Annotated in this window: 14 protein-coding genes; all 14 read right to left on the bottom strand. The window is 39.4% G+C overall.

The window, feature by feature from the left end; all coding sequences use genetic code 11:
• Positions 1-131: 131 nt before the first annotated feature.
• On the bottom strand, positions 132-1,001 hold the full coding sequence (locus MKX39_RS03375) for a nuclease-related domain-containing protein (RefSeq protein WP_340768279.1): 870 nt from the start codon (positions 999-1,001) through the stop codon (positions 132-134).
• A gap of 529 nt (positions 1,002-1,530) precedes the next feature.
• Positions 1,531-2,655, bottom strand: coding sequence for an acetylornithine transaminase (locus tag MKX39_RS03370; protein ID WP_340768278.1), 1,125 nt, complete (start codon positions 2,653-2,655; stop codon positions 1,531-1,533).
• Complete coding sequence (gene argB, locus MKX39_RS03365) at positions 2,652-3,431, bottom strand: acetylglutamate kinase (RefSeq protein WP_340768276.1); 780 nt, start codon at positions 3,429-3,431, stop codon at positions 2,652-2,654. Before argB ends, MKX39_RS03370 begins: the two co-directional genes overlap by 4 nt.
• Positions 3,394-4,620 carry a bifunctional ornithine acetyltransferase/N-acetylglutamate synthase gene (argJ, locus tag MKX39_RS03360; protein WP_340768275.1) on the bottom strand — a complete coding sequence of 409 codons (1,227 nt, stop codon included), beginning with the start codon at positions 4,618-4,620 and terminating at the stop codon, positions 3,394-3,396. The genes argB and argJ overlap by 38 nt, the downstream gene beginning before the upstream one ends.
• A gap of 18 nt (positions 4,621-4,638) precedes the next feature.
• Positions 4,639-5,673 (bottom strand): N-acetyl-gamma-glutamyl-phosphate reductase, encoded by a 1,035-nt coding sequence (gene argC / locus MKX39_RS03355; RefSeq protein WP_340768274.1) that lies wholly within the window; start codon positions 5,671-5,673, stop codon positions 4,639-4,641.
• Positions 5,674-5,808: 135 nt separating this feature from the next.
• Entirely contained in the window at positions 5,809-6,663 is an 855-nt protein-coding gene (locus MKX39_RS03350) for an anti-sigma factor domain-containing protein (protein WP_340768272.1), read from the bottom strand.
• Positions 6,660-7,409 (bottom strand): RNA polymerase sigma-I factor, encoded by a 750-nt coding sequence (gene sigI, locus MKX39_RS03345; protein ID WP_340768270.1) that lies wholly within the window; start codon positions 7,407-7,409, stop codon positions 6,660-6,662. The genes MKX39_RS03350 and sigI overlap by 4 nt, the downstream gene beginning before the upstream one ends.
• Before the next feature lie 155 nt (positions 7,410-7,564).
• Positions 7,565-8,269 (bottom strand): hypothetical protein, encoded by a 705-nt coding sequence (locus tag MKX39_RS03340; RefSeq protein WP_340768269.1) that lies wholly within the window; start codon positions 8,267-8,269, stop codon positions 7,565-7,567.
• Between the two features lie 240 nt (positions 8,270-8,509).
• A complete protein-coding gene (locus MKX39_RS03335; RefSeq protein WP_340768268.1) occupies positions 8,510-8,887 on the bottom strand; it encodes a hypothetical protein in 378 nt (125 codons plus the stop codon).
• A gap of 176 nt (positions 8,888-9,063) precedes the next feature.
• Positions 9,064-9,975: a DMT family transporter gene (locus MKX39_RS03330; RefSeq protein WP_340768266.1), complete on the bottom strand. Its 912-nt coding sequence runs from the start codon at positions 9,973-9,975 to the stop codon at positions 9,064-9,066.
• 15 nt (positions 9,976-9,990) lie between these two features.
• A complete protein-coding gene (panF, locus tag MKX39_RS03325) occupies positions 9,991-11,439 on the bottom strand; it encodes a sodium/pantothenate symporter (protein ID WP_340768264.1) in 1,449 nt (482 codons plus the stop codon).
• Positions 11,436-11,702: a YhdT family protein gene (locus tag MKX39_RS03320; RefSeq protein WP_093538686.1), complete on the bottom strand. Its 267-nt coding sequence runs from the start codon at positions 11,700-11,702 to the stop codon at positions 11,436-11,438. The genes panF and MKX39_RS03320 overlap by 4 nt, the downstream gene beginning before the upstream one ends.
• Positions 11,703-12,080: 378 nt before the next feature.
• Entirely contained in the window at positions 12,081-13,340 is a 1,260-nt protein-coding gene (locus MKX39_RS03315; RefSeq protein WP_340768263.1) for an efflux RND transporter periplasmic adaptor subunit, read from the bottom strand.
• A complete protein-coding gene (locus MKX39_RS03310) occupies positions 13,337-14,017 on the bottom strand; it encodes a hypothetical protein (protein WP_340768262.1) in 681 nt (226 codons plus the stop codon). Before MKX39_RS03310 ends, MKX39_RS03315 begins: the two co-directional genes overlap by 4 nt.
• Positions 14,018-14,026 lie beyond the last annotated feature (9 nt).

Below are 14,026 nucleotides of genomic sequence, written 5' to 3'. Positions count from 1 at the left end.
CTTGCATAGAGTGGATTCCCTCTCGTATGTGGTGTTCTTTCTTGACTCTCTCTCGTGTGGAGTGGAATCACTATCTGAAGGATATGAGATTCTTTTTACCATCCATATAGAAGTAAACCCCTTTGACTCAGTCAAAGGGGTTTATCTCGGAAGATCATTTGGTATTTAGTGCTTGAGGATTTGCCAATTTTAGTTAAGTTTGCTTTTTTCATTATTCTGGTTGCCTCATGGTTGTTGTTTAGGTGTAGGAATTCTCTGCACTCTTTGTTTGATATTGTTTTTCTCGCTATTAGAAAATACTCTTTCATTGTATATTGGTGTGCAGTCTGACTCGTTGCATTACATTTCGGGCAGATCCATCGACGTTTATATTTCTTCATTCCGATATAGGCACAATTTTGGCAAATAACTCCTGTGATTAAATCTTTTGGATCAATAGAATAATATTCACTTAAAGGGAATGGGTGATAATGTTTACTTTTCTGTAAAAGGAGATTTTTTATTCTTTCGAGTTGTGGTTGCGTTAAAAGTGGATTTCCGGTTTTTATTGCTCTTAGATATGGTATTAATTCATTTTGCAAGAGAACGGTTGTCCGGTTGGAGGAATTGATGATGTGCAGTGTTTCAAAAGCAAAGACAACGGCACCTAGCACAGGAAGGTGTATTTTGAATTGTTTGTAGAACTGAGTTAGTTGATAAATATATTCTTCTACTTGAGATTCAGGGCTTCGACAGACATTTATTACTCCATTAGCAAGTGTCTGAACCATTTGGCTGGGGTTGGTTGTAATTTCGACGGTGTCTTTGAAATTTTTCACTTCTAGGATTATTGCATAGTGTGGTGTAACTATAAGAATGTCCATTTGTATTAGCTTTTCGGAGTAAAGACTTATGTTGTGATAGACGTGAAATGTGTATGGGAGTTTTAGTTTTTCCAATCCTCGCATGACTACCTCTTCACCAATGTCTCCTGCGGCTTTATTCTTTGCTTTTTTCTTCATCTTCCCATGCATTGGATGGGATACTCGGAGTCTTGTTGCAAGAGAATTTAGTCCTTCTGCATCTAGGGTTTTTTGGAAGGGTTTTACTATCAATATTTATCACCTCCATGATAGATTATCTGTTTATGGTAAATCTATCAAATATCCATTTTTACGTTTTGTAGGATATTATGCAGTTAAAATGAAGTAGTCGCATATTTTGAACAATTAACAACCGAGCCACTTTTGCGGTTTTATATTGCTAGGGTTGAATTTGTAGAGTAGCTGCAGTAGTTTGTAGAAAATCTTTTTGGGATATGTGGAGTTTATTTCAGAATAGATGCAGATCGCTCTCGTACAGGTGTTGATCACTCGCGTATAGGCTGATTTACCTCTCGTATAGGAGGAGTTCTCTCATATAGAGCGAAAACTCTCTCGCAAAGAGCATTTTCTCTATCACATAGATAGACAATACAGTAAAGGACCTGCCGATTCGGCAGGTCCTTGGTTGTGAATAGCGGTTCTCTGAGCGCTTTAATTCAAGTTTTTTTTAAGATAGGATTGTTTTAAGGATGTCGACGGCTTGGTCGATTTCTTCGGTTGTTACGGTTAGTGGCGGCAGGAGACGGATGACGTTTGGTCCTGCCGAAACTAATAGTAGACCTGCTTCGTCGGCTGCTGGTATGTAGGATGCTACTTCTTCTTCGCAGACGATTCCGAGTAGGAGGCCAGAGCCAACAACTTTATGACTTGGCAGAGCTTCACTTAACTTCTCGATAAAGTAAGCAGATTTTTTATTCACTTCTGCTATAAAATCAGGTACAAATACGTTATCTAATACGGTTTGTGCGACGGCTACTGCTAGAGGGTTTCCTCCAAAGGTTGTGCCGTGAGTGCCCGGACCTAATGAGTCATGCAGGTCTGCTGTTCCAAGCATTGCCCCGATTGGGAAGCCTCCACCAAGACCTTTTGCCAACGTCATGATGTCAGGTTTTAGGACGGTTTGCTCGTATGCGTAGCGGGTTCCCGTGCGGCTAATGCCTGTTTGGACCTCGTCTATAATGAGTAGAATTCCGTTTGCTAAACATATGTCCGAGATTGCCTGAGCAAATTCGGGCGTTACTTGGTTGACGCCGCCTTCTCCTTGGATAACTTCGAGCATGATTGCGCCTACTTCATCGTCGATTACTGCTTCTAATGCAGATACGTCGTTAAATGGGACAGTTTTGAATGTTTCAAGCAATGGACCGAAGCCGTTGCGTATTTTGTCTTGGCCAGTTGCAGACATGGCGCCGAATGTGCGTCCGTGAAATGACTTTTCAAAGGTAATGATTGTGTGTTTCCCTGTATGTTTGCGCGCTAGTTTGATGGCTGCTTCGTTTGCCTCTGCTCCACTGTTGCAAAAGAAGGCGTGGGCGAAGTGCGTATCGTTTACAAGTGTTTCGGCTAGTTTTTCTTGTTCTGGGTTTTCGAACAGGTTCGATATATGCCAGAGCTTTTCACTTTGTTCTTGAATCGCTCGAACTATCGCAGGATGCGTATGTCCTAGACTTAGCACGGCAATACCACTCGTGAAATCGAGGTAGTCTTTTCCGTTAGCATCTGTCACGATGGTCCCTTTCCCTTTCACAAGATGAATGGGACGGCGCGTATAGTTTTGGAATAATGAGCTCATGCGTATACCTCCTGTTGCAAAATTGTTGTGCCGGACAGTTGATCGCCGACGATTTCGACAGATGGAATACCAGCTGTCAAGCAGTCAAGAGCCGCGGTAACTTTTGGAATCATTCCTCCGTATATATCTCCTGAGTTGATCCAGTGACTAATTTTTTCGGAGGTAACCACTTCTTGTACTTCTCCGCCAATTTTAATGCCTGGTGTATCCGTTACGAGCTGCAGACTTTCAGCTTTAATTGCCAAAGCAACTTTGCTAGCCACAGTGTCCGCATTGATATTCAGCGGATTTCCTTCTATCGTGCAGCCAATACTTGAAATTACGGGAGTGATTCCATGCTGCAGTAATGTTTCAATTAGGGGCGTATTCACTTGTTGGATTTCTCCTACAAAACCATATGTTGCTTCATCTAATATGGTGCACTCTAATAACTGACTATCGTAGCCACTCAAACCGATTGCTTGGATTCTATTTTTATTCAGCTGATGCACTAGGGCTGGGTTTACTTGACCTATTAAAGTGGACTGGACAATGCTGATTGCTTCAGCAGATGTCACACGTATTCCATTAATAGCAGTGGTCGTAACTCCATTAGCAGCAAGGGCTGCATTGATCGCTGGTCCTCCACCGTGTACGATGACGATTTTGTGGCCAGATGCTTGCAGTTTTTTGAAGTTAGTGAAGAAGTTTTCATTTAAACCCTCAAGCATACTGCCACCTAGCTTGATGACGATGCGTTTAAGAGCGGTAGGTTGCGTTGATTTGGACGTAGTCATATGTCAAATCGCACCCCCATGCAGTTCCTTGACCATTGCCTTGATGAATATCGACGAAGATTTTAACTTCTGGCTGTTTCAAATAAATGATTAAATCATCTTCTGAGAAAGGAACTGGCTCGCCGTTTTCTACTACTTTTGTGGTACCAAGTAGAATCGTAATGGTGTTTGGATCGATTGTTGCACCACTATAGCCGACTGCCGCAATAATTCTTCCCCAGTTTGCATCATTTCCGAAAATAGCTGTTTTAACAAGCGGAGAGCCTACTACTGTTTTTGCGATTTTGCGTGCTTCTATATCCGTAATGGCACCTTTTACTTCCACTTCAATGAGCTTCGTTGCACCTTCCCCGTCTTTGGCAATCATTTTAGCTAAATCTTGCGACACGGTGTGTAAGGTTTGAAGGAAGTTTTCCCAGTCTGGATGTTCTGGAGTTAACGTATTATTTTGCGCCATTCCGTTCGCCATCACAATAACCATATCATTTGTCGATGTGTCACCGTCCACTGTAATTGCGTTAAAAGTCACATCTGTGATCGCTTTTAGTGCATCTTGAAGATGGTTGGATTCGATATTGGCATCAGTCGTTATAAAACCAAGCATTGTCGCCATATTTGGTTCAATCATGCCAGATCCTTTTGCAGTACCTGCAATGATAACCTCTTTACCGTCAATAGTCGTTGAGTAAGTTGTATTTTTCGTTACAGTATCTGTTGTCATGATTGCTAAAGAGAAGTCAATCGCACCTTCCAGTTCATCTACTGGGTCTAGGTTTTGAATACCTGTAATTACTGGCTCCATTTTCATGAGTTCCCCAATTACTCCAGTAGAAGCAACACCGATAAGTGACGGATCAATTCCTAGTTTGTCTGCTGTAAGTTGCTGCATCGTATATGCATCAGCCATCCCTTGTTTACCCGTGCAGGCATTGGCGTTTCCCGCGTTTACAATGATTGCTTGCATTTTACCTGTTTCATATACGACATCTTTTGTGATGAGTAGTGGTGCCGCTTTGATTGCGTTAGTTGTAAAAACTCCCGCTACGCTTGCAGGTACCTCGCTAACAAGAAGTGCTAAGTCCTTTTTTTTATGCTTTAAACCGCAATGGATTCCGGTTGCTTGGAAACCTTTTGGCGAGGCAATGTTTTTATAAGAGATGCTTTTCATCGCAATGGTTTTTGTCGTCATCGGTTATTCCTCCTCTGTCTAGATAAATAGTGGGACTTGCTGAAGACCAGTCGTTTGGTCGATATTAAATTGGACATTCATATTTTGAATTGCCTGGCCTGCTGCTCCTTTTACGAGGTTGTCGATAACCGAAACGATAGTGGCACGGTTCGTACGCGGATCGACTTTTACGTGAATATCACAGAAATTAGAGCCGTATACTTGATTGGTTCCAAATTTGTTCGTATCTTCGATAATTCGGACGAAGGGATCATATGCATATCTTTCTTTCAACGCGTTTGTCAATTGCCGCTCGGTCACATTCGACTGAAGTGCAGCATAACTTGTCGCTAGAATTCCTCTCGTCATTGGTACTAAATGTGTTGTAAATGTGATCGGTGATGTCTGACCTGCAAACATATTAATAGCCTGTTCGATTTCCGGTATATGTTGATGCTGATGTATTTTATAAATTGCCGTGTTTTCATTTGTTTCACTGAAGTGTGTCATTTGAGATGGCTTGTTACCCGCTCCTGACACGCCACTCTTTGCATCTATAACTATATTCGTTGAGTCGATTAAGTTTTCCTTTAATAGTGGCAATAAAGATAACAATACCGCTGTCGGATAACATCCTGGATTTGCGATTAGATCAGCTTGTTGAATGGCAGTTTCATTCCACTCCGTTAAACCATAGACACTTTTTTCTAATGCCGTTGGTGGTGCGGATGCTTTTTGGTACCATTGCTCATAATCTAAAGGGTTTTTCAATCGGAAGTCACCAGACAAGTCAATAAGCTTCGGACCGCTTCCTATTAAAGAAGGTAATATCCCCGTAGATACCCCTGAGGGAGTACTCGTAAAAATGACGTCATATTCTGTTAGTCTATTATGTTCGATCGCTAGAAGTTTCTGATCGTAAATATTCATTAAATGTGTATATTTATTCGAAAACTGCATTCCTTCTTCTGAAGAAGTGAATAAATCAATACGCTCGGCTTCGGGATGATTATGCAATAGTCTTATTAACTCCAGTCCACCATAACCCGTAGCACCTATAATTCCTATTTTCATCCTTATCACTCCAAACGTAAGATAATGATTAGTATAATACTGCATAATTATAAAGTCAATTGTATTTTTAATATATTTAGTGATTTTATCAGATACATTGAAAAACCCTTTGTTTTGTACAAAGGGTTTGTTTGGTTAGTTATTAGCATTTTTATTGTTACCATTATTCTTATTGCCATTGTTTCCGTTATTTGATTTGTCCTCGTTCTTTTTCTTTTCTTGACCTGGGACTTTGTTGGAATTATTTGTTGGTTTGTTTTCTTTAGGTTGTGCTTTATTTTCATTTGATTTGTCTTTTGTCTCGTTGTTCTTAACTGGTTTTTCAATAGGTGAGTTCTTTGGTTCCGTTTTTGTTGCTGGTATATTTGGGTTTGGTAACTGTTCTTCTTTTTTAATTTGACCTGGAGGCTTTGCGTTTTCTTCTTTAGGTTTCGTGTTTTTTGGTTCTGGTTCGATAGAATTCTTTTGTGGCAAAGGTTTTTTATTCACTTCTTGTACTGCTTTTTCAATTTGTTTTTTTAGTTTTGGTTTATCTTTTTTTTCATAAACGGCTGTTACTGCAAGTTCATTCTTATCCGTACTTATTTGTTCTACCGCTTTTGCTAACACCAAGTCCATTGGTTGTCCTTCCCAATCACTCATTGTTTCTGTGGAGGATTGAAGGGAAATAACTTTGCCGTCCTCATCTACGCCAATTTCAATAGTCGAATCACCTTCTACCTGTATATAGGCGTATGCAGGAGTAGCTTTGGGAAACCACGATGCTACTAAAAATAAAAGGAGGATTGCTGCTATTAAGGCCGGCGCTATGAAGATAGGTTTCATCCGTCTTTTAGATGTGGTTGAAGCAATTAAATGAAACGCTGCTTCTTCACCTATTTGAACGTCTGCAATAAGCGGAACTCCACGAAGAAACTCGCCATTTTCTGTAAGAAAAACAGTGTAGCTTGCCTTCTTTTCACAAATAATGCCCCTATATTTTCGCATCATATGATTTCTCCTTTCACGTAGTCTTTTATATAAACGAAGTCACTATTTAATAGAAGTACAACTGCAATAATGTACTTTCGTTGCCGTTCGAGTGTTTTTCTCGACACTTCTACTAGTGCTTCCATTTCTTTCAAAGGTAGTTTTTTAGTTTTCATTAATAGTGTGTACAGTTCCTCTGAATCTGCGATAATTTGAGCAATTTGAAAGGCTGTTTTTCTAGCGTCTTTATGCTTCGGTGCTGCTTTTGTTAACTCGTCAAAGGATAGTTTAAAGCTTGATAATAGATCGCTGTATTTCAACAGTTCATCTTGCCTTGATAGTGTAAATTGTTCTTCTGAGTATGTAGTTACTGCATGCTGTTTTAATAAAAAATGGGCATCCGCTGATGCATTGTCATCAGTATCAAACAGTAATTCTTTTTTATTGCGAATTGTTTCTTTCCGGATAAAATCAATAATGCGTCTTTTTATAATTAAATGGGCAAAGGTTTGGAAGGAAGTATTTTCAGAAGGACTGTATGCATTGATCGCTTCGTGACATCCATTTAACGCAATGCTGAATTCTTCATCTTGCTCCTCAATAGGTCGTTTACAAATGAAACTGGCGGTTTTTTTCGCAAATTGGGTATGGGCAAAAAGGAGGTCATTTAGAACCTCCTTGTCCCCTGCTTGCGCTTTTTTAATAAGCTCTTGCATATTCTGTTTTGGTTTTGTTTTAAATAGACCTTGCATTATTGACAAGAGCATACATACCCTCCGTTCCCACATTTCCCTTAGGCAATAAGTATACTTTAGCTAAAGGGAGAATGAAAATCGGTATTAATTTTAGATTACTAGACGAAATTAAAAGTATCTACACGATTTATTTCATCTCTAATAATAGTGTTTTAGTCAAAATGGATTTATTTTTGGTTTTTGTTCTCTTTGTGTTCTTGCTTTTCAGCTTTACGCTCTTCTTTTAACGCGTTCTTTTCTTCTTTATGCTCAGCGTGTAATGCTTTTCGTTCTTCTTTTTGTTCTTGTTGTAGAGCTTTTCTTTCTTCTTTTTCAGCTTGTTTTATTTCTTTTTTAGGTTGTTTTACAGTCTCTTTCACTACTGGTTCTTTTTCAACAGGCTTTACTACAGGTGTTTCCGTTACAGGTATTTCTGTTTTCGGCTGCTCCATCACAGGAGGTTGTACAATAGGATCTTCTTTTTTAGGTTCTGTTTGTTTTGGTTCTTCTTGTTTAATTGGCTCTGGAGTTTCTGCTTGTTTTGCTTCAAATTTTGCAATAGCGCGTTCTGCATTGCGTTTAATCGCAGCTTTAGCAGTTTCATTACCAGCATTTTCATAGGCTTTAGAAAGGGCTACTAAGTTTCCAGCGTTGTATCCTTCAGGAATCTCAATATCCACACCTACTGTATCACCTGTTGTCACAACCGGTGTCACAGTGTCTGGTGTCGAAGTTTTCGGCACTTCAACTGTTTCCGTTTCTTTTTGATCAAGCACTTTGTTCAAGTCTACCGTATCGAACAAATTTTCGTTTGCCCAAGCATAACTCGCTCCCGTTACCGTCATTGTAGCTACTAATAATGCTGCTCCAGTTTTTTTAAATTTCATCTGCATAGTTACATCACCTCGAATTGGATTTTGTCTTTTTGTTTCGACACTTAGTTATTCGGTGAGGTTGTCCTTTTTATGGGGGTCGGGTGGATAAATTTTATTTACTTACGGATGAGTGCGGAATACTGGAGTTTGCTGAGTGGTTACTCGTGGTCGAGAGGTGGTTGCTCTCGGAGCGGTTGCTCTTACTCTCGGAACTACGCGGTATATCCCCATTTTCAGTCCAACAAAAAAACGAGCACATTAATTGTGTTCGCTTTTGTGGAGTACATGCATGCCTTGGAGTAGAGTTTTGGCATCTTCGTTTAGGTATTGTTTAATGTCTTCATTGATGAAGAGTTCTGCGTTGTTATTCACTATTAGTTTGAGGCCTGTGAGATCAAATTTCGTAGCGTATTTATTTATAGAATAGATTACGGTCATCTCATGACGGCTTAGTGGTTTTTCACCTGTATCTTTTTTCTGTTTGATGATATCAAACATTGCTCTGGTATTGCCACGTAACAGCTGTCTATTTTTTGTTAGTAACTCTATGTTTTCTTCAATATACTTTCTGGCTGATACTAAGTCTAGACTATCAATACTTTTGTTTAGTTGTTTTAATAGTTCTGGAAAGTCCATAATATCCCCCATCTCTTTTGTGAAATAGCCTTTATATAAGTATAGGCTAAAGGATACTTGCTGTATATGGACACAATGCACCTAGAAGAATGCCATTTGTAATATTTTCACCAGAGATCGGGGATCTGTTGAGATACTTTTGAATTATGTTGAATTTCTCTAATAGTGTCAAAGAACTATTCTTTTGCAGCTAATTTTCTTTTTTTCCATAAATCTTCTGCAGCTCCTGAGCCTAGCATAACGCCTGCCACGATTAAGATTAGTCCAAGGAAATGGTTAAGGTGCAACACTTCCCCTAAGAATAGTGCAGAAATTATTAATGCAAATATAGGATTTAAGTTCATGAATATTGCCGCTTTTGTTGCACCCGCTTGACCTATCGCATAGTTGTATATAAGGTGACCAATTGCGGTACTGACAACTGCTGAAGCAAAGAAAACTGCCCAAAAGGTTGGCGTTGTGTTAGCAAATTGTTTAATAGCTCCAGGTTCTTGAATAAAACTAATGACAAATAGGAATACCGCACCGATTAGAAGCATATAGACTGTCAATAATCGTGGGTCCAATGTTCGTGCAGCCTTACTAACGACCATGAAGCTTAATACTTGCACAAATATTGCTAAAAATACGTAGAAATCTCCTAGGTTTGCTCCCATTGTTTCACTACCAATGAGAATGGAAACCGCAATCCCAGCTAGACCAAGTACTAGCCCCAACCATTGAAATTTTGATGGGTAGTACTTTAAAATGATTGCTGCTGATATCGCTGTAAGCATAGGTCCAGTTCCTAAGATTAAGCCTCCATGAGTTGCACTAGTGATGGATAAGCCCATATTTAGAAAATAATGATGCGCCACCACATTAGTAAGCGTTCCGAGTAAAATGTACTTCCACTCACTGCGCGATGGTTTACGTAGTAATTTCATTTTCCATAAAATCACGACAACGACTAACCCTGCTACTAGTATTCTAAATGCAGTAAGTGTTACGGGTGGGACTGCTTCCACCATGTATTTGAGTAGTGAAACGTTAGCTCCCCAAGCGAACATGACAAATACGAGCATTGCATATATTTTCCATTGTTTCATCTGAGGATCTCCTTATTAATATATATATTTTGTTTTATTAATCAATAAACTGAATGTCACGTAAGCAATGAGTGATAAGACAACCGGGATTACTACTGTATGTAAATCAAATAAGTTTCCATATGCCAGATTGTAAAAGTGGAGCGCAATATAGGAGACAATTCCAGTAATCATCGATGCAATAGCCCCGTATTTATTGCCATATGACCAGTATAATCCTAGCACAATCGGCCAAATAAAGGCTGCCTCAAGTCCTCCAAAAGCAAATAAGTTTAAGAATATTAATAGTTCTGGTGGATTCAATGCCAATAAAAAGACAATGCTGCCTAAAATTGCGGTTACACCAAAACTTAAATTTTTAACCTTCTTCTCAGTTGCATTTGGATTGATATAGTTAATATAAACGTCTTTCACAATAGAAGAACTTACAAGAATAAGCAAGGAATCTACTGTTGACATAATTGCAGCAAGTGGCGCAGCTAGCACGATACCAGCGAGCCAAGCAGGAAGAATTTTCAATGCGACAAGCGGAATCACCGTATCTGCTACTTCGATTCCTGGCATTACCGGTCGAGCAAAAATACCGATGAGATGCATATTCAGCATGATGAAACCAGTGACAAGCGTTCCAATTACTAATGCACGGTGCATAGAGCGCGTATTTTTGTACGACATTGCTCGTACTGCCATTTGTGGGAGACCTACGACCCCTACTCCTACAAGGATCCAAAAGGATGACACATAGGCGGCAGATAAATTCCCTTCGTTGCCGTATGGCGTCACTAAATTTGGATTTTCGTTCAAAAGGTCCTGCATGATATTCGGTACTCCGCCACCCGCAATAATGACTGCGATTAGTAGGATGAGCGTTCCAATTACCATAACCCCGCCTTGCACAGCATCTGTCACTGCCACTGCTCGGAAACCACCAATAACTACATAAACTAAAACTGATACAGCAAAAATAAATAATGCCGTCGTATACTTCAGACCAGTTAGCGATTCGATTAAACGACCGCCACCAACCCATTGGGCGGTCATAGCGGAAAACAAAAAGATAATGATACTAGCAGCAGCCAGTAAAACAACTGCTTTACTATCGCTATAGCGTACTTTCAGAAAATCTATTAATGTAATTGCGTTATATTTTCGAGCTAAAATGGCAAACTTTTTCCCGAGAATAAGGAGCACAAAATAGCTCGTCACTACTTGAGTCATCGCAAGTAACACCCAGCCAAATCCCATCGTATAGGCGGTTCCTGGTCCACCTAGGAAACTGGAGGCACTACCATATGTAGCAACCATCGTCATTGCCAATACAAATCCGCCTAGCTCACGACCACCTAAAAAGTACTCCTGTAAAAATCCACCTGTCGATGCTTCTAATTTCTTACTAGACCAAAAGCCAATGAAAAAAATAATGGCAAGAAAAATGACCATTGGGATGATTACTTGTATATTCACTGTTCATCCCCCTCTTCCTCTAACGAAACATCCTTCAACACGAATTTCACCAGTATAATAACTGTAATTGCCACAAGTATAAAACCAACAATACAACTATAAAAAAACCAATCTGGAAATCCTAGAATATATGAATATTCCTCTACTGGTTTCGAGCCAAGCCCATATGCAAAACCAAACCACCATATAAAATGTACAATTGCCAGTGCAACACCAATCAGTGCTTCTCTATGCGCAATCTTAAATCTAGGATCCATTGTCATCCACTCCTGCCGTGCGTAATGTATCACTCTAGTATAACTAAGTTAAATTCAGTTGTTAATAGGGGTTTTTAAAGAGATTGGAAGTTTTGGAGTTTAGCATGTCTCACATATACTGCTTATTCGCTCTCGCATGAAGATAGATCTCTCTCGTATATACTGATTTTGCTCTCTTATTGGCGACACTCTCTCGTATATGCCTGCCTCGCTCTCACATAGAGGCTATTCCCTCTCGCATGAAGACAATTCTCTCTCGTATATACTAGTTTTTGCCCTTGTATAGTCGACACTCTCTCGCATAGCTAGAAACCTCTCTCATACAGCCACTTCTCCAAAAAAACAACCGAACAGCGCAATGCTTTTCGGTTGTTTTAATGATATTTATTTGTAAGTTAAGTATTTCACGTAGTCTTTCCAACTGACTGATTTGATGCTATTCCAGGTTGGAAGGTCTACTGGGAATGGTAGAAATACTTCGGCATTGTCTGTTTTTTGGTCTTCATTTAGGACGATGTTGCCATTGCTTATCCCTTCTGAAATAATAGCATGCTGTTTCAAGTCGAACGGTACGGTTACAGGTGTCCGAACGATTCTGCCCTCACTTGAAAGTGTATAAACTTCTGCTGCATTTTCGGAGCGGTTGAGTAACCATTTTGAGTTTACCTGCACAGCATTCTCTGCTTGGTTCGTAGTGATTACTGAATTTAGATTTGCGGCAAATGGCAAGACTTCCAATGGTTCTGCTAACTGAATTTGCACTTCATACAACGGTTCATCCGTTTTGCTTGCAAATTGTTCGTATGCTGTTAACCATTTAGATGCATTAGCAGGTACTTGTACTTTGCTTAAAATACTTCCTTCAACTACTCCATCACGGTGAGTTGAATAGTTTTTCACGCTTTGCCCTTCTTCAATATCATGCCATTCGGATTCTTTTACGTAAGTAATGACTGATTTTTCATTTGCAAATAAGTGAATAAAGTATTTCCCATTTCGTTCTTCAATAGTTGAAACAGTGCCACTTATTGGGCTTAATAAAGAAAGTTCCCCTGAATCCTGTGCAAGCTGAGCATCGACAATTTGAAGTTTACGATCTACTTCTGCTAGTTTTTGTTTCGCTTCCGCTATCCCTTGAGCAAAATTACCATCTTGCGATACGTTAACGTCCACTTGGACATTTACATCGACAATCTCGTCTGCCGTGCCCCCAGTTGCTTGTCCATTACTCGATGAACTCGGATCGGCTCCATAACGATCGGATTCCAGGTCGCTTATGATTTCATTAAGCTCTGATTGCTCTTGCATATAGGCCTGCTGCTCTGTTTCCCATAGCATGCGTTGGTCTTCAGCAGAATTTGTTTTGAGTGTAGCAAGATCACTACCTTCCTCTACTGAATCTCCTTCTGCTACAATGACATCATTCACAGCTTCTACATCAATCGCTACGGACATCTCATTAGCAGGAATTACAATGGATTCTTTTTCGATTTCCGTAGCATATGTATTTTCATTTGCCCGTTCATAATCACTCACATAAAATGTTCTACTGATTTGACTTTTATCTGAATAGATGAGAACCGCATTAGCTCCTATAAAGGTAGCGACGACTATGGAAATCCCTATAGTTAACCATTTATTCATTTGGTTTGCCCCCCTTCGACCCATGACTCAATTGGGAGTATTTGAAAGCCAGCTGTAATAAAAGCTAAAACTATTTGAATTGCTACTAACAAGAAGAATAATTTACGTGCAGATAGCGTAGTAAAAGCTCGTAAAAAATGATATTGAATAGCAATTATTAATGCAGTAATCAAGGATAATTCATTGAAGAAATGATTGAAATAGGTATGTTCTAGAAACGTAGCTGCTAGTGGTCCAAATGAAAGGACTGAGTAATCGGTTGTGTAGCCAACTACAGCATATAAGAAATAGTTAAGTGCTTTTTCCATTAAAAGAATTGCAACAACGAATAGTTGTAGAATTGCTACTTTGGATAATTCTACTTTAGTAAACTTATGTAAAATATACGAGATTAAAAAGAAATGAAGGGCCATGTATATTAAGGACCAAGTAATAGTTCCTATTAAAGATATGATTCTAGCAATCGTAAATGTATCTTCATAGCCGTTGACAAATAGAGCTGTTAGTTCTTCTGTGTGTAGTCCCCAAATATCTCTTAGTGCAAATAATAGGACTCCAAAGATTGCGACGAACCATACACGACTTTGAAAGTCTCTCATCGTGGCTTCTTCCTTTAACGAGACAATGAGATCATTTCTGTTAAACAGGTATTTCCAAAAACGAAATTCAAAAAACATTCCAGTGTT

Source organism: Psychrobacillus sp. FSL K6-1464 (genome assembly GCF_038003145.1).
Lineage (GTDB): Bacteria > Bacillota > Bacilli > Bacillales_A > Planococcaceae > Psychrobacillus > Psychrobacillus psychrotolerans.
Note: the sequence above shows the minus strand (reverse complement) of the source record. Positions and strands in the feature narration are given on the sequence as shown.